The organism is uncultured Pelagimonas sp., assembly GCF_947498515.1.
Lineage (GTDB): Bacteria > Pseudomonadota > Alphaproteobacteria > Rhodobacterales > Rhodobacteraceae > Pelagimonas.
Genome location: NZ_CANMKO010000004.1, coordinates 1 through 24274, shown reverse-complemented (window position 1 = coordinate 24274; position 24274 = coordinate 1). Strand labels below are relative to the sequence as shown.

The following is a 24274-nucleotide window of genomic DNA, read 5'->3' as shown; positions in this document are numbered from 1 at the left end:
TATCTGGTTGTTGACCCAATCTTGAGCTCGTCGTTGGGGTCTTCGTGTCACAGTCAGAGGTCAGAAAAACCAGAAGGGCGCTTTGTTTGGGGCTGATTTTGCTCCGGACGGCGCAGACGTGTTTCCTTTAAATCAGCCACGTGAACGGGCGCAAAAGTAACGCCCCTTGGGTAAGGCAGGTTTGAACCCACGTTTCAGCGTCCAGTTCTAAGGGCCAACCGTCAAAGAGCTGGCGGGTCAAGTTCCCATTGACCGATCGCTTACGTTGAGAAAGCAAAGTAGAGCCAACAAGGCCGCAACGGCCTACAAGCGTTCCGGGAGTTGCTGAATCATTAGGTTTTCAGGAGGGGGAAGGCCAGTGACCACGGTGAGGGAAGCTGAGAAATTGCCTATCGTCAGAGCCAAGGCGTTGCAATTCAAGTCGCGATTATTGCAGCCAACGAGTGCGCCAACAAAGGCCCATCCCTTTGTTTTTACGTTCCAACCCGTGTCTGGATCATGAAAGCACATCAAGGGTTTTGCCGCCTAACAAGTGTGATTGCTCTTGGGTGGAACGTCATCGGTCTGCAGCTTGGGATTGTCAAAAACGGAACCACTCGCCTAGACTGGCTGTCTCATAAGCTTTTTTGTGCGAGGTGTTCATGGCCAAGCGATTATTAGTTTCCATTGGCGTTCATGCTCCGATTGGCGCAGACGAACTTCCCGGTGTTGAAGAGGCTGTAAAAGGCATGGCGGCCTACGCGCAGAATAATCCAACCTTTGATGATGCCATTGTTTTTATCGATGCACAGAAACCGGTAACGGCCCAGAATATTCGGGACAAACTAACATCGGATGTTTTGAAAAATCGACCGCGTGTGGTCGTGCATTTTTGTGGCCATGGTGCGCAACTAAATGGCAACGAAATCTGGTACCTGTCCGGCGGCCTAAACGATTGGATGGAGCGAGTGAACGTTATCCAGTTTAGGGACATGATCCTGAGCCATGGGGCCAAACAGGTTTGCATTTTCAGCGATGCCTGCCAGACACCGGCGTATGATACAGCCGACGGCACACCGGTTCTTGTGCGTGGTACCCGGCGAAGGAACACCTTTCGGGCGGACATGTTTCGGGCGACGCTTCCGGGCAAGTCGGCCTTTGCGGCGGCCGATGGTGGCCCTCTTTTTTCGAACACTGTTCTGGACGTCCTAGGGAAAGACCCACCACCGATGGATGCGCTATCAAAGACGCATTTGGAAAAACACGAATTCGTCGTTTCCAGTCATAGCCTAGCTGAGTACGTTGAAAAAGAGCTCCCAGACAAGGCCGCCGGTGTTCGCAAAAGCCAATATGCGGCGATGCAACCGGGTCTTAATCCGTGGCTCGACGATTATCTCAAAGTCGATCCAGAGCAAGTGGGACCAGAGTGGCATGACTTACTGCCAAAGCCTACATTTGGGCTGCAAGGTCTCACCCGGATGTCCGATCTGGTATCTTTGAACAAACTTGATCTGCTTTCCGATAGTGACAAAGCGGACCTCATGGAGGCGACGACGTCGGAATGGCGGCAGGTGTTCTGGGATGAAAGCCGCTCCGTTGCTGAGAGTGCTTTTGATCAAGGTATGCGCCTTGTCGTTCACGTAGGGTCAAAGGAGCTCAATCAACATGAATTGATCTGCCATTTGCCGGATGGTCAGCGTGCTTTTGGTGTGAAGTTGGAGGCAGAGCAAGCGATAGGTGGGCATTATTGGGGCTTTGATGTCGCCACGAGCGCCGCAGTTTTTCAAGCAGGGGCGCATTGCGTGCCGATTCAGCCCGGGTCGTCGGATGTCCTGAATATGACCTTCGCTCTGAGTGACACCGGCGTGCATGCCCTTGGTTGGCACGAAGTGGGGCTTGGCGGCTTCGAGGGCAAACGCGCCTTCGATCCCATGCGTGCGCTCAAAGGATTGGTCGAAGGCACGTTGCGACCACGCCATGTTGGGTTTGTTGCGGCCGAATTGCGACTGAAAAAGCATTCCGATCCTCTTTATGGGATCGTTGCCGCCTACCTTTATGATCAGGTTGGCGACGTTGCCTCGATTCGGCGCATGTGTTATTTTTATGCTGAATTTGAACAGGAAATACCGTTCGATATTGCAATGCTTGCGCGTGTCCCATGGCGTTTGACCCCCAGTGGGTTTGTCATTGATCTCCCAGAGGTGGAACATGACATACTCGCCATGCGGGACGGGTTGCCTGACTATGCTTGGCGTGGGACTGAGGCGGTTGTACATTGCCCGGTTGCCGGGTTTGCACCGGTTTTTCTTGCGGGATGGGGCAGGGTCGAAACGATCCTTGAAGAGGCAGAACGGTTCTCGGTGCTCGCCAAAATCAGACGGCACTCGGCCCCTTCGCCTTTCCCAAGCTTTGTCGGTCACGACACATTGGACGTGCTTATTGAGATGATGAACGGAGTTTACAGTAACGATAATTAGAGGGGGAGCAACAATGCGTTTGGCATTTGTTCACGGCATTAACAACGAAATGAACACGCCAGAAATTCTTGAGGCAGATTGGTGGCAAGCGATCACCGACGGTTGGGCGGATCTTGGACTTCCCCCAAAACCGAAACCGAAGATTGATGTCGGCTACTACGGTAAGATTCTGGCGGACGCCGCAAAGGGCGTGAAGCCCGAGGTCGTCGCACAGGGCGATGAGACCCAGCGCCGGTCTGCGGCGCTTGCGTTTTTGCAGGCCTACCAAGTCGAGAATGAGATTGAGGATAGCGACGTTCGCGACGCTCTGGCCGATATGGGGGTCGTCCAAGAACCTGTGATCGCCCAAGGATGGTTTCAACGCTCGCTTGTCTCGGCTGGGTCGGCCATTGAGCGGGTGTTGTCCAACAGAGGGCAGTGGTTGGCGAGCGGCTTTCTACCTCAGGCCACCCACTACATCGAGGATGAAGGCCTTGCCGCTCAAATCGGGTTGATCGTCCGCAAGGCGATTTTCGATGTCCATAATGAGCCAACTATTGTGGTGTCACACTCGTTAGGAACCGTCGTGAGTTTTGCATTGCTTATGGACGAACGCCAAGAGGACCGGGATATTCCGCTTTTCCTGACGATTGGATCGCCGTTAGCCATCGGCATGATGGAGCAGATTTTGCCTCGTCGTGAGGATGTCCCAAACAATCCGATTAAGAAATGGACAAATGCCTATCGCCGCGATGACCCTGTGACGCTTGGCCGTCCGATAACGCAAGCGACGCTTGGCATAAAGGGCGTCGAAAACATCAGTGATGGGCTGATTGAGAGGTTCAACACCCATTCGCCGACCGCTTACCTTCGGTCCGCACCTGTCGCGGCCCGCATCTATGCCGCGTTGCCAGCGTGATGGAGATTGAGTTACAGCTGGCGTCCGCTTCTGTCGAAGAACTAGAGCTGTTGGACCAATTCGACGTGGATACGGGCCGGTGGAAACTGCCTTTGGTCGGGTTGTTCTGGGAGACGATCAAAGCGGCCCACAAGGATGGGCTAACGGGGGCCAACAAGCGGATCGTGATTATCGATGCGATGCCGGATATTTCCATTCCGGCGCTGTCCTCGGTCAAACTGCACACTTTGGTCGATGACGCGCCACATCCTCACGGAACGCTTGTCGCGCTCTTGGCCAGAACAGCCGCACCAGACGCCGAAATCGTTCACTATGCCATTTGCAAAGGCAACACACCCCAGCTTCCTGCATTGATGCGTGCCGTGTCCGAGGCCCTAGCGCTTGACGCTGATACGCTTTGCCTGAGCCTTGGCGCTGTTCAAAAGATGGAGCCCGGGCCTAACGCGGAACTGGCGTCATTTGTAGACGTGGCCGATTACATCGGAGCGGCGCGTTATCTCACTGGGTCCGAACCTGAGATGCCTGTTGTGACCTCTTGTGGGTTTCCAGAGTGCCTGTGCGCGCTGATTGCCCAAGGCCTGCGTCCAACATCGCCTGTTGTCTTGTGCGCAGCAGGGAACGACGCCGGATTGTTCTGTCCGGCCCGCGCGCCCGAGACCATTTCCATTGGATTTCAGACCGAGCGCGTCTGGTTTGAGAATGGCCATGAAAAGAGGGCGTGGCAAAAGCCGGACTTTGTTCAATCCGGTCTGTTGGACTACACGGTCTTGCAACTCGAAGGCGCGATTGGCTCAAGTTTCGCGGCCCCGCTGGTTGCCGGGGCCCTAGCCCTGCGTGAGACCCCACGTCCGGTTCGGGATTTGCTGCGCGCAAACGAAGTCTCGGCGATGGCACAGGACATCGAGAAGGATGTAAATCTTTGGACGGAACGCAAAGAGGATGTGCCGCTCTGGGTCGCTCGCCAATTGGCAACCATTTATGACCTTGCATTTGATCCGCTCGGCGATGTGGGCAATTTTGATATTTCTGCGACTCGACGGCTTGAGGCGCGCCTGTTCTTTGCATCGACAGTCATGAACAAAGGCCTTGTGTTGAAAGACTGTCGAGAGCTGGGGCTTCTTGATCGCGCCATCAATATGTTCCACTGGACGGCCTGGCTGATGCCGTGGGATCCCGCTCCACGGGCCAATATCGCAAGCTCGCTTTTGTCTATCGCCGACGCCGGGCCAAAGCTGGGGATGGAAAAGCGTGAGATCGCAAAACTTCTGCTTCAAGCCAAAACCCTATTTGACCAAGTGTTGGATATCCATCCAGATAACGAAGCATACGTTGCCGGCCTTCGAGACACGCATGTTCTTATGACGCAACTTCTTGTCGCTGATCAAAACGGATAACCAAACCGGGTTCTTAAAGCGATTTTTCGGCTAGCGCCCAAAATAGTCGCCCCATTTCCCACCTGTCCGGGCTGTGGTACCCAAGGGAAAACAAGGAAAGGGTTTTTGGTGCTGTCTTTAGGGCGTTTCTATTGGCTTGCTGTTTTGTTGGGCGTCATCTGGGCTGTCGAGCTTGTCAACATAGCCACGGGCTACGTGCTCAATGGTTGGCTCGGATTGCTGCCCCGATCACTTAGCGGCTTGGACGGGGTGCTTTTTATGCCGTTTCTCCACGGCTCATTTGGCCATGCCGCCGCCAACACAATTCCACTTGTCGTCCTAGGAAGTCTTGTTGCGATCACAGCTCAAAGACTGGTTTTGATGGCGTCACTTATTATCGTGGCTCTCGGCGGGATTGGCGTGTGGTTGTTTGGTGCCGCAGCGATACATGTCGGGGCATCTGGATTGATTTTTGGCTGGTTTGGATTTTTGGTGGCGCGGGGCGTCGTTGAAAAACGCGCAGTCCCCCTTTTCGTCGCCCTTGGGGTTGTTTTATTTTATGGAACAATGATTTGGGGCGTTTTACCCGGTCAACCGGGTGTCAGCTGGGAATCCCACTTCTTCGGCTGTGTTGCAGGCGTCTTTGCCGCCTATTCTTTGCGAAATTCTGGGCAAACCTCATGAGACCATTCGACCTTGAAATAGCGGCTTTACACCTGCGGAGGTTTGCAGATGAGTGAGGTGTTTTTCTTCACCACACAAGACGCATTTAGCGGTTGGTTGACAGCCAACTCAGACGCCAAGGACCTTTGGGTCGGCTACTACAGGAAAAACACCGGTCGGCCGAGCCTATCATGGTCTGACTCCGTTGATGTCGCCCTTTGTTTTGGATGGATCGACGGGGTTCGACATTCCATTGATGATCAAAGCTACAAAATCCGCTTTACGCCACGCAAAACAAACAGTGTTTGGAGCGCGGTCAACGTCAAAAAGGTAAAAGAGCTCATTCAATCGGGCAAGATGAGGCCAGCGGGTTTACGCGTCTATAACAACAGATCGGATGAACTAGGTTACACGTCTGACGATCGAAACATCCCCCTTTCCAAAGAGTTTGAAGTGCGTATCAAAGCGAACCCGTCGGCCTGGCAGTTTCTAGCCAATTTAGCGCCGTCCTATCGGCGGGATTCCATTTGGTGGGTCATGAGCGCCAAGAAAGAGGAGACGCGTTTGAAACGGCTTGGCATCTTGATTGAGTCATCACAGGCGGGTTTGAAAATACCGTCTCTGCGAAAGAAGTAAGGCCTGTTGACGATTATGAACCGTCGCCGGTCACCTTCGGCCGCACCAAAATTTGACGGCTAGGTCGAATTCTGTTGCGTGGAAAGCTGCAGGGTCGTCATAGACACGGCCAGAACGCATAGCGCTGTCAAAGAACCCCGGAGCCGGTAGAACACCGCGCGCTTTGCTGATCACCAGCGCCGCGATCAATGGGTGCCCCGCGGCGGCATCCTCGGCGATCAAGTCTTCCAAGGCTGTGGTCAGTTGAAGGATTGTGTTCGGCGGTGATAGCTGCAAATTCTTGGCAAGCGCCTGATAGGATATGGGTAGGGCATTTTCGGAGAGGCCACAAAGAAACGCCCGGACACGAGGTGCCAGAGCGTCTTTCACATGTTCGGTTGGGGTTTCTTGAGGCTCAGACATTCTCACGGCTTTCTTCCTCGGGGCGCACTTAGCGGTCTGTGTTCTTCCAAATGACCGGCGTCAAATAGATAGCGTTGTCATCTGCGCTGACCATCACATCGCCGTCTTGGATATTCACCTGCAGTTTCATCGAACGGCTCGCCAATTGTTCCAATGCGCGGCTGTCCTGTTCGGAAAAGTTGACGACTTTGAGATTGTCAAACCGGGTGGTGGTGCCTTGGATTTTGTCCCACCAAACGTCGGCTGTTTTGCCGCCATAGCTATAGATGATCACCTCATCGGCTTTGCCGCAAGATTGGCGAACAATCTTCTCACTTGGAAGCCCAAGAGTGACCCATAACTCAAGCTCATTGCTCAGGCTTTTTTGCCAGATGTCTGGTTCATCATCGGTCGAAAGCCCCTTGGTCAATTCCAGTTGCTCATCGGCATTCAAGGCAAACGCAACCAAACGCAGCATCATCCGTTCGTCGGTTTCGGATGGATGTTTGGCAACGGTTAGCTTGTGGGTCTCGTAATAGTGACGATCCATATCAGACACGGAAAGTTCAACTTTGTAGATGGTAGATTTCTGTGCCATGAGCCTGTCCTAGGAGTGTTCGGATAAAGGTGACTAGTCCGCCTGCCGATTGAGTGAAAGGAAATAACGGAGCTCGTCACGAAAGATCGGTTGATGACAGCGTTGAGTTACCTCGTTATTGCTCGCCATCGGATCGTTTTGCCGGACCCTATGCTTATGCGCCGCGGTGCCAAAGCGGATTCGGGATCTTCGAGACCAGAAGGCCAAGCCGTCATGCGAACCATTGGGTAACGCAACTAGATCGATTGCTCACACTGAACTTAGCAAGATTGATGTCTCACTATTGGTGATCCCCTCGATCTGGCGGACGACACGCAAAACACGGTCAAATTCCGGTAGGCTATCGGCGGTGAGTTGTGCGACCAAATCCCATTTGCCATTTGTCGAATGCAATTGCCTAAGCTCGGGCACACCGCGCAATCGGCGGATCACGGCGCTGGTTGAATGACCCGAAACTTCGATCATCATCACCGCATGAACTCCGTCGGGGCCGTGTTCTTGACGTGCGCGAATGGTAAAGCCAAGCACGGCACCGCTGTCGATCAGTTTATCCAGCCGCGCCTGTACGGTGGCGCGTGTCACCCCTAGGATGGTGGCGAGTTTTGAGATCGGGGCGCGGCCATCTTCACGAAGGATGGCAACAAGGCGGCGGTCGAGGTCATCAAGAATTTGCATAGCTATTTGTTAAATTGGCATGTGCATAATGTCAAATGTGACTACGAAGAAAGCACCCCATGCCTATATGATTTGCTCACTTCCGGCCTGTAGAGTCTGTTCAACGCCCAAACAGTACCCGACTAGAATAGGAAGTTGATATGGCTCTGCGCTCGCTCCAAGCGCCCGAAGCGGTTGTGATGATCCGACCACATCATTTCACCCCAAACGCGCAAACCGCCGCCGACAACGCATTTCAAACGCCTGCATCGGGGGATCGTTCCGTGATTGCAACAAAGGCTTATGATGAGGTTTCACAGGCGGTAAAAATCCTGCAATCGCATGGTGTTGCTGTCCATGTGTTTGAGGACACCGGAACTGATACGCCAGATAGCGTTTTCCCCAATAACTGGTTTTCCACCCATGCCGGAGGCCACGTCGCCTTGCATGCGATGTATTCCAAAAACCGGCGCGCCGAACGCCGCGCAGATGTTGTGGAAATGCTCAAACAGCGGTTTCGGGTGCAGGATGTGATTGATTATTCTGGGCTGGAACAGGATGGCCTGTTTCTAGAAGGGACGGGGGCCATGGTTCTCGATCACCTTGAGCGGGTGGCCTATGCGGCGCGATCGAACCGTACGAGTGAGATTTTGTTGGAGCGGTTTTGCACCCATTTCAACTATGAACCGGTGGTGTTTGATGCCGTGACCATTGATGGCGCGCCGATCTATCACACCAATGTCTTGATGTGCATCGCAACCGATTTTGCCCTCATAGGAAGCAGCATGATCCCGGATGCGACCCGGCGGGCCGATGTGGTGTCACGTTTGGCCGATGGCCCACGTGATGTGATCGAACTCACCCCGGTCCAAATTGGCGAGTTTGCCGGGAATGCGATTGAGCTTCAGGGTCGCGATGGCCGCATTCTGGCCATTTCTTCACGCGCGGTTGCCTCGCTGACGCCGGATCAAATTCAACGCATCGAACGCCATACCAAGATCGTCGCGCTGGACATTCCGACCATCGAACTTGCCGGTGGGTCGGTGCGGTGCACCATCGCGGGCCTTCATCTGAGTGCGCGACCCGAGGAGATTGCAGCATGACCAAGATCGTTTTGTTAGGGGCCCCGATCGAAGCCGGGGCAGGGCGGCGCGGCTGCCTTATGGGGCCGGATGCTTATCGCACCGCCGGGCTGGCCGAAGAGCTTGAGGCCTTGGGTCACGAAGTAACGGATTTGGGGGATGCGGAGCCGGAACCGGTTGATCACATCACAACCGCGCATAACCACCTGAAACAGCTTGAAACTGTTGCCGGCTGGACGCGGGCCTTGCACAAAGATGCGCGAAAACTGGCACGGTGTGAGGCTCTGCCGATCTATCTGGGGGGTGATCATGCGTTGTCCGCCGGAACTGTGTCGGGGCATGCCACAGTTGCCGCCGAAGAGGGGCGGCCGTTGTTTGTCTTGTGGCTCGATGCCCACGCCGATTTCAATACATTCGGATCAACCCAAAGCGGCAATCTTCACGGTACTCCCTTGGCCTTTGCCTGTGGGTTGCCGGGGTTTGAAAGCTACCTTGATGCGCCCCTTCCTGCGGCGGTTGATCCGGCCAATGTTTGCATTTTAGGCCTGCGGTCTGTTGACGGAGAAGAACGCCGTTTGTTGCAAGACACCGACGTCACCGCCCACGATATGCGTGCCATTGATGAGCATGGAATAGCGCCTTTGCTAAAGGCATTTTTGGATCGTGTTCAGGCGGCAAAAGGTTTGCTCCATGTGAGCCTTGATGTCGATTTTATCGAACCGGATATCGCCCCGGCGGTTGGGACAACGGTTCCCGGTGGCGCAACCTTCCGCGAGGCGCATCACGTTATGGAAATGCTCCATGACAGCGGCCTTGTTTCGTCGCTCGATCTCGTCGAGCTCAACCCATTTCTTGATGTCAAAGGCCGCACCGCGCGGCTGATGGTTGATCTCACGGCAAGCCTGTTTGGCCGCCGTGTTCTTGACCGCGTGACCCGCAGCTACTGAGGCTTTTATCATGGCACCACAACCTTCTGATCTGGCCTTTGTGCCGTTTGTCTCTGTCGATAACATGATGGCGTTGGTTCATCATATCGGGATCGAAACCGTTTTGCGTGATTTGGCAAACGCCATCGAGGCGGATTTTAAGCGCTGGGAATTGTTTGATAAAACCCCGCGCGTGGCTTCTCACTCCGATGTCGGTGTGATCGAACTGATGCCAACGTCTGATGGGGAGATGTATGGCTTTAAATACGTGAATGGCCATCCCAAGAACACCAAAGAGGGGCTTCAAACCGTCACCGCCTTTGGTCTTTTGGCGGATGTGGATAGTGGCTATCCGAAACTCCTCTCCGAAATGACCTTGCTAACGGCGCTGCGCACTGCCGCGACAAGCGCAATGGCCGCCAAACATCTGGCCCCCAAGGGCGCAACGGTGATGGCGATGATCGGCAATGGCGCACAATCGGAATTTCAATGTCTGGCCTTCAAGGCGATTTGCGGCATCACCGAAGTTCGGCTTTTTGATACGGACCAAGGTGCCACGGAAAAATGCGCCGCAAACCTTGCGGGGATGGGTCTTAACGTCGTGCCTTGCACAAGTGGCGAAGAGGCGATGGAAGGGGCGCAGATCATCACGACCTGTACCGCCGACAAGCAGAATGCCACGATCCTGACCGACAACATGATCGGCTCTGGGGTGCATATCAATGCGATTGGCGGCGATTGCCCCGGCAAAACCGAACTGCATCGCGACATTCTTCTGCGTTCTGATATCTTTGTCGAATACCCGCCCCAAACCTGGATCGAAGGCGAAATCCAGCAATTGGACAAGGACCACCCGGTAACCGAGCTTTGGCAAGTGATCACCGGTCAGGTGCCCGGACGACGTGACGCCAAGCAGATCACCTTGTTTGACAGCGTTGGTTTCGCGATCGAAGATTTTTCGGCCTTGCGATATGTGCTCGGGGCTATCCAAGGTACCGATTTCTATGCGCAATTGGATATGTTGGCCGACCCGGATGACCCGCGTGATCTCTTTGGAATGTTGCAACGTTCCAAACATTAGCGCGTTGGGTCGCATGGCCGCCACGGTTTACGTGACCTAGATTGTGCACATCTAGGCCAAAAATGGGGGCGACATGAACATCGGAGCGGTTGGAGCCGAAGGGCGTGGCGAAACGGATCGGTTGATTTCGCAAGCCGCGCTGGAACTGGAACGTCGCGGGTTGCGTCTAAGCGGGATTATCAAAGTCCTACAGGATATGCCCGACAACAGTCATCAATGCGATATGGATGTCCGTGTTTTGCCCAGTCAAAATACCATTCGGATCACGCAATCCTTGGGCCACGGCTCAAATGGCTGTCGGTTGAACCCGGCGGCCATTGCCGATGCGGTCGGGGCGGTCGAAGCCTCGCTTGATGGGCAGAAACCGGATGTTTTTGTCCTCAATAAATTCGGCCCAGAGGAGGCTGAAGGGCGCGGGTTCCGCGCGGCGATTGCAGCGGCTTTGGAACAAGGCATCCCGGTTTTGGTCGGCATGAGCGGGGGGCAGGCTAACAAAGTTGCCTTTGCTGATTTCACCGCCGGTATGGCCGAATCTCTCCCTATCTCTGTAGATGAAATTGTCACCTGGTGTTTAAAGGTCTCTAGGAAATAGGACCGGGGATCTAAGCCAAAGACTAGTAAGGTTACTTTTGCGTGCATCTTTGTTTTCGCGCTGTGGATGTTTTCCACCTTTGGGGCTCAGATTTGGGTAGAATCGCTCAATCTCTTTTGGCCATTTTCGCATGAGCAACACCGTCCAGAGAGTTGATTTGTTTCGCGAAGGCCGCTTTTTGCGCTAGCCTGTGATCAAAGCAGAAAGGTCACGGGGATGGTGTTTTTACAGATCATACAAAACATCACCTTCCTACTGTTGTGTGGCGTCGGGCTTTATGTGATCCGCGCATCAGACAAATTGAAAGACAAACCCAGACTGTCGCGGGCGCTGATTGCGGCGGTGTTTGGTTTTGTGTTTGTCTTGATCTCCACCAATTCTGTCCCGCTGACCGGCGACATTGTCCATTTGGATGGTGGCGCGGGACCATTGCTTTTTGCCGGCTATTTGGCAGGTTGGGTTGGCGTCTTGCTTGCCTCCCTTGCCGGGCTGGCGGTAGGCATGCTGGGACATGAAACTGATTTAACAATGGCGCTGCCACTTTACTTTTCGATTGCGGCATTGGGCGCGGTGATCAGAATTTACACGCCACCCGGCAAAGAGCAGGGCTTTGACCGCAGGGTGGTCGTTCCGGCCATCGGGGCTCTTATTGTGCTCCATATCATAATATGGGCCGCCAACGCGCTCTTGGGTGGGGCCAAGGAGACCATACGAGAGCTGATATCATGTTTGGTTTTGGGCGGTTTATCAATTTTGGCGACCGCAATCGTTGTTGCGGTTTCAAGTCAGGTCAACCGAACAGAGCGGTCGGCCGCCGAGTTGGGACGGCGTTTGAGGATGGCGACGCAATCGGGGCGCATGGGGGTGTTTGAATACCGGGCTGAAAACAAAAACGTGATTTTCGACGATGGCATGATGCGTCTTTTTGAGCTGCGAGGGCGCGCTGGCGACGTCCCGGTTGAAAGCTGGATGGCCCGCGTCCACTCCAACGATCAAAAACACGTGTTGGACACAATTTCGGAAGTTGCTCGGGACGGCAGCGACACAGATCAGATTGAGTTTCGCGGTGTGATGCCGGACGGAAGCGTACGCTATTTTCGGGCCAATTGGGTGACCGACCGCGACAAAGACGGCGGGTTTGTTCGCGCCGTTGGCATTCAAGTTGATTTGACTGACTACAAACGCTCCGAAGATCGCAAGCTTGAGGCGGAACAGAGATTGGCCTCAATTGCCGCTGGGTTGCCGGGGGCTATAGTGAGCGCCGAATTGAACAAAGGGCAGCCGCCGCGAACGGTTTATGCGAGCGATCACGTCGTTGATATTTGGGGATACACGTCTGAAGAAGTCCTTACAGAGACCAACCTTTTATTGGATTCTTTGGACGAAAGCGAACGCGAGAAGATGCGTGAAGATCTACGGATGGCCACGCTTAGCCTGACGCCGATGACCCGCCGCCTGAAGGTCACCGACAAGTTCGGCGACACAAAATGGATTGACTACCACGGCAATTCGGTCCGGGTCGGCGATGACCACTATCGAACTGACAGCATTATCTTTGATGTCACAGCAGAGGTCGATGCGGAGCAACAACTCAAAGAGCAAAGCGCCTTGGCCATGCAAGCGCAGAAAATGGAAAGCATTGGGCAGCTAACCGGCGGCGTAGCACATGATTTCAATAACCTCTTGGCGGTCATCGTTGGCAATTTGGAATTGTTGCGCGATGAGGTTGTCGATCAGGATCACCGTCAAATGATTGGGGCTGGCATTGCGGCTGCCATGCGTGGGGCCGATTTGACCCGCAAGATGTTGTCCTTCGCCCGGCGGGCCCGGCTAGAGCCTCAAGCGATTGATCTTAATGCGATTGTTCGGGAAACAAAAAACTGGGCTGGGCGTACCTTGCCGGCCAATATAACGGTCGAAACGTCGTTGCAGACCGACTTGGGACTCGTTTTAGCAGATCAGGCGTCTACTGAAAGCGCCTTGCTTAACCTGATCCTAAACGCGCGGGACGCCATGCCCAACGGCGGTCAGCTCACGCTTGAAACGGTGAACGTCCGAATTGACGACGGCTTTATCGACTCACGCGGAGAAAACCTCGTACCTGGGCAGTATGTTGTGCTGTCCGTTTCGGATACCGGGACTGGGATTAGTCCCAAAATGTTGGATTTTATATTTGAGCCCTTTTACACGACCAAGGCCCCGGGGGCCGGGTCCGGCCTTGGGCTTTCGATGGTTTTGGGTTTTATGCACCAAACAGGGGGGACGGTTCGCGTTTATTCCGAACCCGGCATCGGCACCACGTTCAAGCTCTATTTTCCAATAGGAGAAGCCCAAGCGCTCAGCGATGCGTCAAACAGTGATAGCCCTGAAAAAGCTATCACCTCCGGGGCCAGAATTCTTTTGGTAGAAGACCAAAAAGATGTTCGGGAAATTCTCGTTTTGATCCTAGAAAATGCGGGCTATGACGTGACTGCTGTTTCAAGTGGCGATCACGCCAAGGTCGTTTTCGAAAATGACCCGGCCTTTGATTTGCTTTTGACCGACATTGTCATGCCTGGTCGGTTGCAGGGGACAACTCTCGTCAGAGAACTCCGCGAAACTTGGCCAGGTTTGCGGGTTGTTTTCATGTCTGGATATGCAAGCGAAGCCACCGTTCATGGTAATGGCCTGAAGCCGGAAGACATTCGCCTGATGAAACCGGTCCAAAAACGCGATCTGCTTGGGGCAATTGAGAAAGTGTTGCGGAAACCCTGATCTCGTCTGGGGATTTTTTTTGAGCACAAACAAGTTTCCCGACCAACACGAAAGATCATTGAACAGTTTTCTAAAAATACACGTTAAAAGTGTATTTCATCTTGAAAGTGTAAACTATTGATAGATAGTCTTGAGGTTGAGAGACGATGAACAGGATTCTGTAACGAACCTGTTTCAGGGAAAATCCGTGTTTCTACAGGAATATATAACGGGACACACAAATGAGAAGAGATGCACCAGAGGTTTTCGGACCCCTGAATACCAGAGAAAAAAAAGCGGGGGAAACCGTGACCATTCCTGAAGTGTCAGACATTGCTTTCAATCTAAAGGAAGCGGCAAGGTTGATTGAGAGCTCGGCGATTTCCTTGGCCGGAGAGGTTTCCGGAGGGCAAGTCACACATTTGATGCTCATGTCGCAGCAACTTGAAAGGATTTCTCGGGCTTTGGAAAAGTAAGCTTTAGGGCTTTCCATTTTCTGGTCCTCTATGCATATCCACGAAAAGTCGCGGATAGGGGATGAAGATGGGCCAAAGTATCAGCACAAAGAACGTGAGCGACTGGGACCCATGTTTGACGCCTATTGCGGACGACATGCAAGGCGCTCCAATTAATGTGCATAAGCTGATGGCGCATAACCCTGCCTTGCTCAAAGCGTGGTGGAGTTTCCGCAATCATTCCGTCAATGGTGGCAGCTTGGGTCCCCGCTCTGGCGAGTTGGTTATCCTACGTGTCGCAGTCCATTTGAGTGCATGGTATGAATGGGGTTCTCATGTTGATCGAGCCTTGCGCTGTGGATTGAGCTTGATCGAAATTGAAGCTGTCTTGGACCGTTCGATCGGGCCAGAATGGGCGACACCAGATGCGGCGTTGCTCTGCGCAGTTGATGACTTGATCCAAACGCACCAGATTTCTCAACCTACCTTGGCCAAGTTAGAAACCCACTTCGATACCGCTCAAATCATGGATGTGATCGCCATTCATGGGATGTATGTTATTCTTGGATGTATGATCAAAACATGGGGGTTGCCCCTTGATGACGCAGTGCAAGAGCGCATTTCCGGCCTAAGCAGCGAGGCGGTTTTTGAGACGGCCGCGCGCAGTTTTCACAAATTTAAGCACTCGGACTAGCCGCCCGATGCTCTGCGGTAGTCTTGGCCAAGTATGATAAATTGGCCAAGTTGCCGTTCTGGCCCATCCATAAACGCGCTTTATCGCGTTTTGGTTGCCAGCGAACAGGGCCAAGCAAATTGATGAGTTCGTCCCGTTTCTCCGCCATTTAGCTGTGCTACACCGACTGTGTAAAACACACCGGAGGGGCAGCGGAGGCCAGAATGACAATAGATTTCACCAAATGGATTGGCAAAACCGAAACGCGTCATGACCACTTGCGTTGTGGCCCGGCCGATTTGATGGCGGCCACCTTGGGACAGAGCCTGGTCTTTCAAGAGGGGGATACTCTGCCACCGCTTTGGCATTGGTTATATTTTCTCGACGCGTTGCCTCCTCGTGAATTGGGGCGGGACGGCCATCCTAAAAAGGGTGGGTTTCTGCCCCCTGTGGCTTTACCGCGTCGAATGTGGGCCGGGGGGCGGTTTGAGTTTCTTCAGTCATTGCGATTTGGGTCTGCGGTTGAAAAACGCTCCTCCATCGTGAGATTGGAAGAGAAAACAGGCCGGAGTGGACCGTTGTGTTTTGTAACGGTGCGCCACACTTTGTCTCAACACGGTCAGGCTGCGGTGATCGAAGATCATGATATCGTCTATCGCGAAGATCCCGATCCAAATCAACCTGTCCCGGCCCCGGCAAAAGCACCGGAAAGTGCCGCATTTTCAGAATTGGTTCAGCCTGATCCGGTCCTATTGTTCCGCTACTCGGCTTTGATGTTCAATGGGCATCGTATTCACTATGATGTTGATTACGCCCGAGACGTCGAAGGCTATGACGGATTGGTTTTTCACGGACCTTTGACCGCCACGCTTTTGGTTGACTTGGCCACGCGGCAAGCGGGTCGTCCGCCGAACCGCTACGAGTTTCGCGGAGTGGCCCCGATTTCGGGAAATGCGCCGTTTCATATCGAAGGACGTCAGTGTGATGACGGTTACGAATTATGGGCAAAACGGGCTGATGGCGCTTTGGCGATGCGGGCGCAGGCGTTTTTCTGAACATTTGTTCAATTGTTAGCGGTGTCGGCATTGACTGGTCGGTTGGTTTTGGTCATTCAAAACAAAACTAGGTCATTTTGACGCCGTTCGGGCGCTTCGTTTGGCCTTTGACATGCAGTGCGAATGGAGGGCGCTATGGATATCACGGGTCAGATTGCGGTTGTTACAGGTGGGGCCAGTGGTTTGGGGGCCGCGACTGCAAAACGGTTGGCAGCTAAAGGGGCCAAGGTTGCCATCCTTGATTTCGATGCCGAAGGCGGAGCGCAAATGGCCGCCGAGATTGGCGGTATTGCAATCAAAACTGATGTCGGCGATGAGGCCTCGGTTGCGGCGGCCTTTGACACGGTGTTTGCAGAATTGGGCAAGCCGCGGATTGCCGTCAACTGTGCCGGTATTGCCCCGGCCAAACGGATTGTTGGGCGCGAAGGGGCGCTTTCGATCGACGCATTTGAACGCACGATCCGGGTCAACTTGATCGGGACGTTCAACGTAATGTCCTATGCGGCGCGCGCGATGATGGATCAGGACGCGTTGGAGACCGGAGAGCGCGGCGTTGTGATCAACACAGCTTCGATTGCCTATCAAGATGGTCAATTTGGCCAATCAGCCTATTCCGCATCAAAGGGCGCGATAGCGGCCATGTGCCTGCCTGCAGCGCGGGAAATGGCAAAACAAGGTGTGCGGGTGATGGCGATTGCGCCGGGCTTGTTCGGGACACCAATGATGGAAGGCTTGCCCGATGATGTGACTGCGGGGATCGTTGCGAATATTCCATTCCCGCACCGTTTGGGTGACCCGGCAGAATATGCTCAGATGGTCTGTCAAATCTGCGAAAATGCCTATTTGAATGGCACAACCATTCGCCTTGATGGGGCAGTTCGTCTCCCTCAACGTTGATCTTGGGACGGGGCGTCGCTTGCTCGCGCGGCGAGCATCGCCCCACCCACCGTCCCACAACCGGGCGCGAGATGGTTAATTCAGATCTTCGAGCAACCGACCATGCCGCCGTGTTTCTTCGACAACCTCGCCAAAGGTCGTCAATCCGCGCGCCTCAAGCATAGGCAGCATGCGCACCAGAACTTCGGCGGTCGCTTGGGCATCGCCGAGGGCTGTGTGGCGCAACTCAGGCGGTATGGTCACATCCAGTCGATCACAGAGCGCATCCAAAGTGTGGGTTTGCGAGGCCCCAAACAAAACAGCAGACAGCAGGACTGTATCGAGGATTGGATGATCCCATTCGACGCCCATGCGGGTTTTGTCGCGATGCAAAAAAGCCATATCGAACGGGGCGTTATGGGCGACGATGACCGATTTGTTGGCAAAGCGGTGAAATTGCGCCCCGGCGACACCGATATCGGGAGCACCAGCGACCATAGCGTCAGTGACATGGTGCACCTTGGTTGAAGCGGGTGGAATTGGGCGGCCCGGATCCACAAATTGATCGATCCGTTCCCCGTCGACAATCCGGCTATTCACAACCCGAACGGCACCGATTTGCACGATGTCGTCTTTGTGTGGCAACAAACCGGTGGTCTCGGTGTCAAAGACCGCAAAGGTCAGGTCACGCAGTTTGGTTTGGTCGCCCAAATCCTCTTCTCCACGTTCCATCAGATCGAAATCATAGACAAGAGGGCGGGCGGCATCGGGGGCGATATTGACGTGTTCGGCGTCAATCATCAGCATGTAACCGCCACCATCCATGGGCTTCATCCGGGTGTCAAAGCTAAGCCTGTCATGGGCCCCTTTGGCAGAAAAGGTCACTTCCATTCCGGTTTTATTGAGTTTGTTTTGTGCGGATGTCAGGCTGGCCAGATCGAAGTATTCTGAAATGGGTGCATTCAAACGCGGGACGCCGATTTGTGACAAGACTTCAGCGGCTTGGCCGTCATACAGAACGATCTGATTGTTGGCATTTACCAAGATCATCGCCACGGGAATTTCGGTGAGCAGGGCGGTGAGCCGGGCCTTTTCGGCGGCCAACCGTTCGGTCTCTGCGGCGACTTTTTGCGCAGTCGAAAGTGCGGTGTCGGACAAGGCGGTTGTCACCGCGCTAGCTGCTGGGGCCAAATCACCCAAGTAACGCGCGGCATTGGTATCTACATCGCTTCCAACACCAGCGTGGGCACGAGTGCGCATTTCGGAAGCCAGCTTTTCAATAGGTTTGGCGACATTTTCATCAAACAACAGCCAAATCCCGGCGGTCAGCCCTACGGTACCTAAGATGGAGATGATGCCGGCAAAGACAAACCCATCGGTGACCGAGGTCGAGGCCACGCGGGAATGACCAATCCAAAGCGATACCAGAACCAAGCCCGTGCCACCCAGTGCGATCAGGCAAAAGAACAGAAAAACGCGTAAACGCAGGCTTAGTTTGGTAAACATGTCATCCCTCCTTGCAGACTGTTTTGACGACGGAATCTTGTGGTCCGACGTCGCGCCAAAGCGGATCGGAGCCATCACCAAGGACCGGATCAGCACGCCGATGTCCGATGCAATCAACCATAACTTCGACGACCTGAACGGCGCGCCAACGACCAAAGAAGTACAGGTCGACAAGGTACAAACCGTCGGTGTCGCTATTGGCTTGCATGTTGCCCGTATCGACCGCGACAAATCGGTTGGTCATCGGAAACACATAGGTCCAAGGGCGCCAAAGGGCTTTGCTTTCGCCGGTTTCCGCGATTTCGATGCCTTCGGGCAGGTTGCCAGATGTGCGGCTAAACCAGCTATATTCGCTGGAAATACCGGCGATCAGCATCGCGGCACCTGCACCAACCGGAACCAGCCATTTGGGCAGGCGGCCACCCGAAATTTTGCCGAGCAACATCATTGCACCGGCCCCAGCGAACCCTGCGATAAAGACCGCGATCAGTTCTAGAAACATTCAACCTCCCCAACACCGATTTCCGGTGTTTTGTTTTCTCCCTCGCCGGGTGCGCCATCAAAACTCTTGCAAGAGTTTTGCAAATTCCATGCATGGAATTTGGTCGCCGTCTGTGGCTGACCTCACCCGAGCATTCCCTTCCCATGTCCTACGGCAGATTGCAGTGACTTCACCACCACAAAGGCGTCGCGCAAATGGCTTCGCTCAAAATCAGATAAATCCGCCGGGGCCAGATAATTGTCAGGAGCTTGCCCTGATTTGACTTGTTCGGCCTGATGCTCCAGACGTGTTTCGGCGATCAGATCATAGGCATCCAACAGGTCCTGTCCGCCGGTCTGGCTTAGCACACCTGCGGCCATCGCGCCCTCTAGGCGTGCGCGGGTATTGGCTTCGGCCAACTTCCCTTGAAGCGCATAAATCCGCCCCAAATCCACCACTGGCACAACGCCGTTGTGTTTGAGATCAAGCTGGTTTTTGTGTTCGCCCGACCGAATGGTCGCAAAACCGCGCAGCAACCCAAGAGGCGGGGTGTGCTTGAGCGAGTTGGACAGCATATGTGCCACAAAGATCGAGTTCTTGGAGGCCGCTTCCAAGGTCGTTTCTTGCAAGTCCGCAAACAATCCAACGGTGCCGCCAATCGGACGTAGGTCAAACATCACCGAGGCCAGCATCTGGGCCTCGGGTGACGGTTTGTTGATCCAGCTGCGGAAATAGTCGCGCCACACGCGCACCGGTTGGCACCAACGCGGATTGGTCGCCATCATATCGCCCGGACAGAACACATAGCCACAGGTATCAAGACCGGCACAGACAAATTCGGCCATCTTGGCAAAATAGGGCATTTGGTCGTCTGTCACAGCGTCGTCGATCAAAAGGCAATTGTCCTGATCCGAAACACCGGTTTGCTCTTGGCGACCCTGACTGCCGCAGGCGAGCCACAGGTAGGGCACGGGAGGGGGGCCGAATTGTTCTTCGGCCAGTGCCAACAATCGACGCGTTGCTGTATCGGCAATGTCGGTGATCAGGCGGGTGACAACCTCGTGGCGATTGCCACCGGCGACAAGCTGCAACAGCAGTTGCGGAATGCGGGCTGTGACCTCGGCCATGGCCTCGGCGGTATGGGCGTGGGCGATTTCCGAAACCAGTTCGGCGGAGCTGACCGCTTGAAACCGGGTTAGATCGGTTTGTGTGACAATTCCAACAAGTTTGCCCGCTTCGGTGACGGGTACATGCCCGATCCGGCGTTCCATCATCATGTGGAGCACGTCAGATCCAATGTCAGACGGCGAGAGGGTCACGGGGTCCGGTGTCATGATGTCCTTTATCGGCGTGTCAAAGGGCAGGGCACCGCCAACAACTTTGCCCGATAGGTCGCGAATTGTTGCAATGCCGAGCAGTTCGGTGCCTTCCAGAATACAGACCGAAGAAATATGGCGCGAATGCATGATCTGCGCGGCTTCTTTGACGGTGGTTTGTGGTGGGCAGGTAAGCGGGGCAGGGGCCATCAGGGTTTCAACCCGGCTAGTCGCTAGATCGGCCTTTTGTGGTTTTGCAGCCCGCTTGCGATCAAAGAATCTGCGAGCGGCGTCCTCTTGGTCAAGCAGCGCGTGAAACGCATCACGGGGCAGAATAACCAATAGGCAATCTTCGATCGCGCGGGCCGAGGTCACTGATTGGCCATCGCGCAGCAATCCGCGTTCACCAAATGAGTTCCGACGCCCCAACAAGGACACAGGCACATCGTTTTCGTCGCGAATTTCGACCTGTCCTTCGTGAATAAGGTACAGGCCCTCTAGGTCACACCCAAGGCTGTATATCTCATCGCCTGCAAAATAGAGGCGCGACTCAAAGCGGGGCAAGAGCGCGGTCAGCGCCTCTTCTGACAGCGCATCATAGGGATGCACGGCACTCAGAAATCGGGCAAGGGCTGCGGTGTCTAGAGGCATTGGAAAGGCTCTTTTTTACTGGGGCATATGTTGGGAAAACTAAACGCTGAATTGCAAGTCCGGGCCTTGATTTGGAGCAAGGTTTCATCGGTCTCGCGGGAATTTTTTGCCGAAAGTTTAAGGGCTTCGACCCCCGTCAATAAAAACGGGGCACCGAATGGGTGCCCCGTCTGGGTCATGAGTTGCCCGGCTGAATGGGAGACAGCTGGGCAATCATTGATTAGTGGTCCACAGCTTCGCCAGCACCACGTGGTACGCGGACGCTTTCGACCAGCTCTTCGATTTCCTTTGGAATAGGCGCGGAGAACTTAGACACAGTGAAGGCCACACAGAAGTTCACCATTGCGCCAACCGCACCGAAGGATGTCGATTTGATTGTACCCAAGAGTGGGTCTGCGTCGGTGAAGCTGTTTGTACCTGGAACGAAGAACCAACCTTTGTGCAGGAAGATGTACAGCAGGGTGATACCCAGACCAGCCAACATACCAGCAACCGCACCTTTGTTGTTCACCTTGGTAAAGATGCCCATCATCAGCGCAGGGAAGATCGACGCAGCGGCCAGACCGAAGGCAAGGGCCACGGTTTGAGCAGCGAAGCCCGGAGGGTTCAGACCTAGCCATGTCGCAACGGCGATGGCAACGGCCATGGCGATACGAGCGGAGAGCAATTCACCTTTTTCCGAGATGTTCGGGTTGATCGAACCTTTGATCAAGTCATGCGAAACCGCAGAAGAGATCGCCAGCAACAGGCCCGCAGCGGTTGACAGAGCAGCGGCAAGACCACCAGCAGCAACCAGACCAATAACCCAAGAAGGTAGGTTCGCAATTTCAGGGTTCGCAAGAACCAGGATATCGCGGTTGAACTTGGTCAGCTCGTTTTCAGAACCCCAACCAGCAGCTTCCATTTTGGCAACTGTGTCGGCGTCTTTTTCGTTGAAGTAAGCGATTTTACCGTCGCCGTTCTTGTCTTCCCAGCCCAAGAGGCCAGTTTTCTGCCAAGTCGCCATCCAGTCGTACTGGGCTTCGTCTTCGATCATTTCGACCGAAACCGGATCACCAGACGTGCCATTTGGCCACATCAGCTCAGTGATGTTCAGACGTGCCATGGCACCAACCGCAGGGGCGGTGAGGTACAGCAGCGCGATGAACACCAGCGCCCAACCAGCAGACCAACGTGCGTCGGCAACTTTAGGAACGGTGAAGAAACGCATGATCACGTGGGGCAGACCCGCGGTACCGATCATCAGCGACAGAGTGAACAGAACCATGTTGAACGTGTCAGCGTGGTGGGCTGTGTACTCATTGAAGCCAAGCTCGGAAACGATTTGGTCAAGCGTGGTTAGCAGTGGAGTACCCGATGCAGCGTGATCACCAAACAGACCCAGAGCAGGAACAGGGTTACCTGTCAGCTGCAGCGAGATAAAGATCGCTGGGATGGTGTAGGCCATGATCAGAACAACGTACTGAGCAACCTGAGTGTACGTCACACCCTTCATGCCGCCGAAAACAGCGTAGGCGAAAACCACACAGGCACCGATCAACAGACCAGTGGTGTTGGACACTTCCAAGAAGCGACCAAAGGCAACACCAACACCGGTCATCTGACCGATAACATAGGTTGTTGACGCAACGATCAGACAGATAACCGCAACAACACGCGCGGTTGGGCTGTAGAAACGATCGCCGATGAATTCGGACACGGTGAACTTGCCGAACTTACGCAGGTAAGGCGCAAGCAACAGAGCCAGAAGAACGTAGCCGCCTGTCCAACCCATCAAGAACGAGGAGTTGTCGTAGCCGGTGAACGCGATAAGACCGGCCATCGAAATGAACGAGGCCGCTGACATCCAGTCAGCCGCTGTCGCCATACCGTTGGTGACCGGGTGAACGCCGCGACCCGCAGCGTAGAATTCGGATGTGGAACCCGCACGGGCCCAGATCGCGATGCCGATGTAGAGCGCAAAAGACGCGCCAACAAACAGCAGGTTGATGGTAAACTGATCCATTGCGCTTATTCCTCTTCGACGCCGTATTCACGGTCGAGCTTGTTCATCCGCCAGGCGTAGAAAAAGATCAGGCCCAAAAAGACGATGATTGAACCCTGTTGGGCAAACCAGAAACCTAGGTCTGTTCCGCCAACGCTAATGCCGCTGAGCATTGGGCGTAGCAAAATGCCGAAGCCAAAGCTAACGACAGCCCAGATAACCAGGCTAACCAGAATGATGCGCACGTTGGCGGCCCAATAGCCCTGATCGGACTTTTCGGCGGCTTTCGCGTCTTGAGATGTGTGATCCGTCATGCGGGTCCTCCTCTTCCTCCTTGTGCTTGTCCAAAAGACAAGCGTGGCTGCGCCCCCCGTCCCAAGGGGCGCCAGGGCGCAATTGCTTACGCAACAGCACCCCGAACAATTGCGCCCATTTCGGACGCGATTTCAGTGATGTCGCCCATGGCGGCAACTTTCTTGAGCGCGCCATGACCGTTGTAGTAATCAATCAACGGTGCGGTTTGCGCGTGGTAGGCCTCAAGGCGGCTGGCCACGGTTTCGGCATTGTCGTCGGCGCGGCGTTTCATCTCCGTGCCACCGCAATTGTCGCAAACACCGGTCGATTTTGGCTGTTTAAAGGTGTCGTGATACCCTTCGCCACAACCACCACAGGTGTAGCGCCCGGAAATCCGGGTCACCATGGCGGCGTCATCAACCTCAAGGCTGATCGCTGCGTTGATGCGCTGACCTGAATCCTCCAGAAGGCGGTCCAAAGCTTCGGCCTGAACCGTTGTGCGCGGGAAGCCATCAAGGATGACACCTTTGGCACAATCGGTATCGTTCAAACGGTCGCGCAGGATCGCAATGACGATGTCATCGCTCACCAATTCGCCCGCTTCCATAACCGCCTTGGCGCGTTTGCCGGCGTCGGTTCCGGCGGCAACGGCGGCCCGTAGCAAATCACCGGTCGAAAGCTGAACAAAACCAAATTCTTCTTCCAGCATCCGCGCTTGGGTGCCTTTGCCGGCCCCGGGGGGGCCAAGCAGGATCAGAACTGGGGCTGCGAGAGTGGTGCTTCCATCCATCATGGCTCAGCTCTCCCGGTTCATACGGTTGTCGACAAGCTCTTCCACCACGCTTGGATCTGCGAGTGTTGATGTGTCGCCAAGGCTACCGTAGTCGTTTTCGGCGATTTTGCGCAGGAT

At 54.5% G+C, this 24274-nt stretch carries 23 protein-coding genes; 14 read left to right on the top strand and 9 right to left on the bottom strand.

The window, feature by feature from the left end; genetic code table 11:
• Nucleotides 1-641: 641 nt before the first annotated feature.
• From Q1A43_RS08955 to Q1A43_RS08935, 5 genes are all read left to right on the top strand, one after another.
• A complete protein-coding gene (locus Q1A43_RS08955; RefSeq protein ID WP_299934272.1) occupies nucleotides 642-2456 on the top strand; it encodes a caspase family protein in 1815 nt (604 codons plus the stop codon).
• A 13-nt stretch (nucleotides 2457-2469) separates the two neighbouring features.
• On the top strand, nucleotides 2470-3354 hold the full coding sequence (locus tag Q1A43_RS08950) for a hypothetical protein (RefSeq protein ID WP_299934270.1): 885 nt from the start codon (nucleotides 2470-2472) through the stop codon (nucleotides 3352-3354).
• The gene (locus tag Q1A43_RS08945; RefSeq protein WP_299934268.1) at nucleotides 3354-4748 is read left to right on the top strand and encodes a S8 family serine peptidase; all 1395 of its coding nucleotides are present in this window, start codon (nucleotides 3354-3356) and stop codon (nucleotides 4746-4748) included. Before Q1A43_RS08950 ends, Q1A43_RS08945 begins: the two co-directional genes overlap by 1 nt.
• A gap of 108 nt (nucleotides 4749-4856) precedes the next feature.
• Nucleotides 4857-5411 (top strand): rhomboid family intramembrane serine protease, encoded by a 555-nt coding sequence (locus Q1A43_RS08940; protein ID WP_299924124.1) that lies wholly within the window; start codon nucleotides 4857-4859, stop codon nucleotides 5409-5411.
• A 48-nt stretch (nucleotides 5412-5459) separates the two neighbouring features.
• Nucleotides 5460-6026 carry a YdeI family protein gene (locus tag Q1A43_RS08935; protein WP_299934266.1) on the top strand — a complete coding sequence of 189 codons (567 nt, stop codon included), beginning with the start codon at nucleotides 5460-5462 and terminating at the stop codon, nucleotides 6024-6026.
• Nucleotides 6027-6056: 30 nt separating this feature from the next.
• Here the strand turns inward: Q1A43_RS08935 and Q1A43_RS08930 are convergent, their stop codons facing one another.
• The 3 genes from Q1A43_RS08930 to Q1A43_RS08920 form a co-directional block, all read right to left on the bottom strand.
• Nucleotides 6057-6428 (bottom strand): hypothetical protein, encoded by a 372-nt coding sequence (locus tag Q1A43_RS08930; RefSeq protein ID WP_299934264.1) that lies wholly within the window; start codon nucleotides 6426-6428, stop codon nucleotides 6057-6059.
• A 28-nt stretch (nucleotides 6429-6456) separates the two neighbouring features.
• On the bottom strand, nucleotides 6457-7005 hold the full coding sequence (locus Q1A43_RS08925) for a YaeQ family protein (protein WP_299934262.1): 549 nt from the start codon (nucleotides 7003-7005) through the stop codon (nucleotides 6457-6459).
• 249 nt (nucleotides 7006-7254) lie between these two features.
• Nucleotides 7255-7680, bottom strand: coding sequence for an Lrp/AsnC family transcriptional regulator (locus Q1A43_RS08920; RefSeq protein ID WP_299923691.1), 426 nt, complete (start codon nucleotides 7678-7680; stop codon nucleotides 7255-7257).
• A 146-nt stretch (nucleotides 7681-7826) separates the two neighbouring features.
• Here Q1A43_RS08920 and ctlX point away from each other — a divergent pair, with 146 nt between their 5' ends.
• The 9 genes from ctlX (at nucleotide 7827) to Q1A43_RS08875 (ending at nucleotide 17153) form a co-directional block, all read left to right on the top strand.
• A complete protein-coding gene (ctlX, locus tag Q1A43_RS08915) occupies nucleotides 7827-8762 on the top strand; it encodes a citrulline utilization hydrolase CtlX (RefSeq protein WP_299924121.1) in 936 nt (311 codons plus the stop codon).
• Entirely contained in the window at nucleotides 8759-9688 is a 930-nt protein-coding gene (rocF, locus tag Q1A43_RS08910; protein ID WP_299934260.1) for an arginase, read from the top strand. Before ctlX ends, rocF begins: the two co-directional genes overlap by 4 nt.
• Nucleotides 9689-9698: 10 nt before the next feature.
• Nucleotides 9699-10748: an ornithine cyclodeaminase gene (locus Q1A43_RS08905; RefSeq protein WP_299934258.1), complete on the top strand. Its 1050-nt coding sequence runs from the start codon at nucleotides 9699-9701 to the stop codon at nucleotides 10746-10748.
• Between the two features lie 73 nt (nucleotides 10749-10821).
• Nucleotides 10822-11340, top strand: a complete 519-nt coding sequence (locus Q1A43_RS08900; RefSeq protein WP_299934256.1) for a DUF2478 domain-containing protein — start codon at nucleotides 10822-10824, stop codon at nucleotides 11338-11340.
• Nucleotides 11341-11556: 216 nt separating this feature from the next.
• Nucleotides 11557-14094 carry an ATP-binding protein gene (locus Q1A43_RS08895; protein WP_299934254.1) on the top strand — a complete coding sequence of 846 codons (2538 nt, stop codon included), beginning with the start codon at nucleotides 11557-11559 and terminating at the stop codon, nucleotides 14092-14094.
• Between the two features lie 221 nt (nucleotides 14095-14315).
• Nucleotides 14316-14549, top strand: coding sequence for a hypothetical protein (locus Q1A43_RS08890; RefSeq protein WP_299923674.1), 234 nt, complete (start codon nucleotides 14316-14318; stop codon nucleotides 14547-14549).
• Nucleotides 14550-14616: 67 nt separating this feature from the next.
• Nucleotides 14617-15222: a carboxymuconolactone decarboxylase family protein gene (locus Q1A43_RS08885; RefSeq protein WP_299934252.1), complete on the top strand. Its 606-nt coding sequence runs from the start codon at nucleotides 14617-14619 to the stop codon at nucleotides 15220-15222.
• Nucleotides 15223-15425: 203 nt separating this feature from the next.
• Nucleotides 15426-16256, top strand: coding sequence for a MaoC family dehydratase N-terminal domain-containing protein (locus Q1A43_RS08880; RefSeq protein WP_299934250.1), 831 nt, complete (start codon nucleotides 15426-15428; stop codon nucleotides 16254-16256).
• A 135-nt stretch (nucleotides 16257-16391) separates the two neighbouring features.
• On the top strand, nucleotides 16392-17153 hold the full coding sequence (locus Q1A43_RS08875; RefSeq protein WP_299923665.1) for an SDR family NAD(P)-dependent oxidoreductase: 762 nt from the start codon (nucleotides 16392-16394) through the stop codon (nucleotides 17151-17153).
• A 75-nt stretch (nucleotides 17154-17228) separates the two neighbouring features.
• Here Q1A43_RS08875 and Q1A43_RS08870 read toward each other — a convergent pair whose 3' ends face one another.
• The 6 genes from Q1A43_RS08870 to Q1A43_RS08845 form a co-directional block, all read right to left on the bottom strand.
• Nucleotides 17229-18638: an exonuclease domain-containing protein gene (locus tag Q1A43_RS08870; protein ID WP_299934248.1), complete on the bottom strand. Its 1410-nt coding sequence runs from the start codon at nucleotides 18636-18638 to the stop codon at nucleotides 17229-17231.
• A gap of 1 nt (nucleotide 18639) precedes the next feature.
• Nucleotides 18640-19140, bottom strand: coding sequence for a hypothetical protein (locus tag Q1A43_RS08865; protein WP_299934246.1), 501 nt, complete (start codon nucleotides 19138-19140; stop codon nucleotides 18640-18642).
• Nucleotides 19141-19262: 122 nt separating this feature from the next.
• Entirely contained in the window at nucleotides 19263-21086 is a 1824-nt protein-coding gene (locus Q1A43_RS08860) for a DUF294 nucleotidyltransferase-like domain-containing protein (protein WP_299934244.1), read from the bottom strand.
• A gap of 220 nt (nucleotides 21087-21306) precedes the next feature.
• Nucleotides 21307-23091 carry a sodium:solute symporter family protein gene (locus Q1A43_RS08855; protein ID WP_299923654.1) on the bottom strand — a complete coding sequence of 595 codons (1785 nt, stop codon included), beginning with the start codon at nucleotides 23089-23091 and terminating at the stop codon, nucleotides 21307-21309.
• 5 nt (nucleotides 23092-23096) lie between these two features.
• Nucleotides 23097-23384 carry a DUF4212 domain-containing protein gene (locus Q1A43_RS08850; RefSeq protein ID WP_299923651.1) on the bottom strand — a complete coding sequence of 96 codons (288 nt, stop codon included), beginning with the start codon at nucleotides 23382-23384 and terminating at the stop codon, nucleotides 23097-23099.
• Nucleotides 23385-23470: 86 nt separating this feature from the next.
• Complete coding sequence (locus Q1A43_RS08845) at nucleotides 23471-24154, bottom strand: adenylate kinase (protein ID WP_299924119.1); 684 nt, start codon at nucleotides 24152-24154, stop codon at nucleotides 23471-23473.
• Between the last annotated feature and the right edge of the window lie 120 nt (nucleotides 24155-24274).

Excerpts from the sequence above, each read along its gene's own strand:
- Q1A43_RS08955 (WP_299934272.1), top strand. The coding sequence starts at position 642 with ATGGCCAAGCGATTATTAGTTTCCATTGGCGTTCATGCTCCGATTGGC.
- Q1A43_RS08950 (WP_299934270.1), top strand. The coding sequence starts at position 2,470 with ATGCGTTTGGCATTTGTTCACGGCATTAACAACGAAATGAACACGCCA.
- Q1A43_RS08945 (WP_299934268.1), top strand. The coding sequence starts at position 3,354 with ATGGAGATTGAGTTACAGCTGGCGTCCGCTTCTGTCGAAGAACTAGAG.
- Q1A43_RS08935 (WP_299934266.1), top strand. The coding sequence starts at position 5,460 with ATGAGTGAGGTGTTTTTCTTCACCACACAAGACGCATTTAGCGGTTGG.
- Q1A43_RS08930 (WP_299934264.1), bottom strand. The coding sequence starts at position 6,428 with ATGTCTGAGCCTCAAGAAACCCCAACCGAACATGTGAAAGACGCTCTG.
- Q1A43_RS08925 (WP_299934262.1), bottom strand. The coding sequence starts at position 7,005 with ATGGCACAGAAATCTACCATCTACAAAGTTGAACTTTCCGTGTCTGAT.
- Q1A43_RS08920 (WP_299923691.1), bottom strand. The coding sequence starts at position 7,680 with ATGCAAATTCTTGATGACCTCGACCGCCGCCTTGTTGCCATCCTTCGT.
- rocF (WP_299934260.1), top strand. The coding sequence starts at position 8,759 with ATGACCAAGATCGTTTTGTTAGGGGCCCCGATCGAAGCCGGGGCAGGG.
- Q1A43_RS08905 (WP_299934258.1), top strand. The coding sequence starts at position 9,699 with ATGGCACCACAACCTTCTGATCTGGCCTTTGTGCCGTTTGTCTCTGTC.
- Q1A43_RS08900 (WP_299934256.1), top strand. The coding sequence starts at position 10,822 with ATGAACATCGGAGCGGTTGGAGCCGAAGGGCGTGGCGAAACGGATCGG.
- Q1A43_RS08895 (WP_299934254.1), top strand. The coding sequence starts at position 11,557 with ATGGTGTTTTTACAGATCATACAAAACATCACCTTCCTACTGTTGTGT.
- Q1A43_RS08890 (WP_299923674.1), top strand. The coding sequence starts at position 14,316 with ATGAGAAGAGATGCACCAGAGGTTTTCGGACCCCTGAATACCAGAGAA.
- Q1A43_RS08885 (WP_299934252.1), top strand. The coding sequence starts at position 14,617 with ATGGGCCAAAGTATCAGCACAAAGAACGTGAGCGACTGGGACCCATGT.
- Q1A43_RS08880 (WP_299934250.1), top strand. The coding sequence starts at position 15,426 with ATGACAATAGATTTCACCAAATGGATTGGCAAAACCGAAACGCGTCAT.
- Q1A43_RS08875 (WP_299923665.1), top strand. The coding sequence starts at position 16,392 with ATGGATATCACGGGTCAGATTGCGGTTGTTACAGGTGGGGCCAGTGGT.
- Q1A43_RS08870 (WP_299934248.1), bottom strand. The coding sequence starts at position 18,638 with ATGTTTACCAAACTAAGCCTGCGTTTACGCGTTTTTCTGTTCTTTTGC.
- Q1A43_RS08865 (WP_299934246.1), bottom strand. The coding sequence starts at position 19,140 with ATGTTTCTAGAACTGATCGCGGTCTTTATCGCAGGGTTCGCTGGGGCC.
- Q1A43_RS08860 (WP_299934244.1), bottom strand. The coding sequence starts at position 21,086 with ATGCCTCTAGACACCGCAGCCCTTGCCCGATTTCTGAGTGCCGTGCAT.
- Q1A43_RS08855 (WP_299923654.1), bottom strand. The coding sequence starts at position 23,091 with ATGGATCAGTTTACCATCAACCTGCTGTTTGTTGGCGCGTCTTTTGCG.
- Q1A43_RS08850 (WP_299923651.1), bottom strand. The coding sequence starts at position 23,384 with ATGACGGATCACACATCTCAAGACGCGAAAGCCGCCGAAAAGTCCGAT.
- Q1A43_RS08845 (WP_299924119.1), bottom strand. The coding sequence starts at position 24,154 with ATGGATGGAAGCACCACTCTCGCAGCCCCAGTTCTGATCCTGCTTGGC.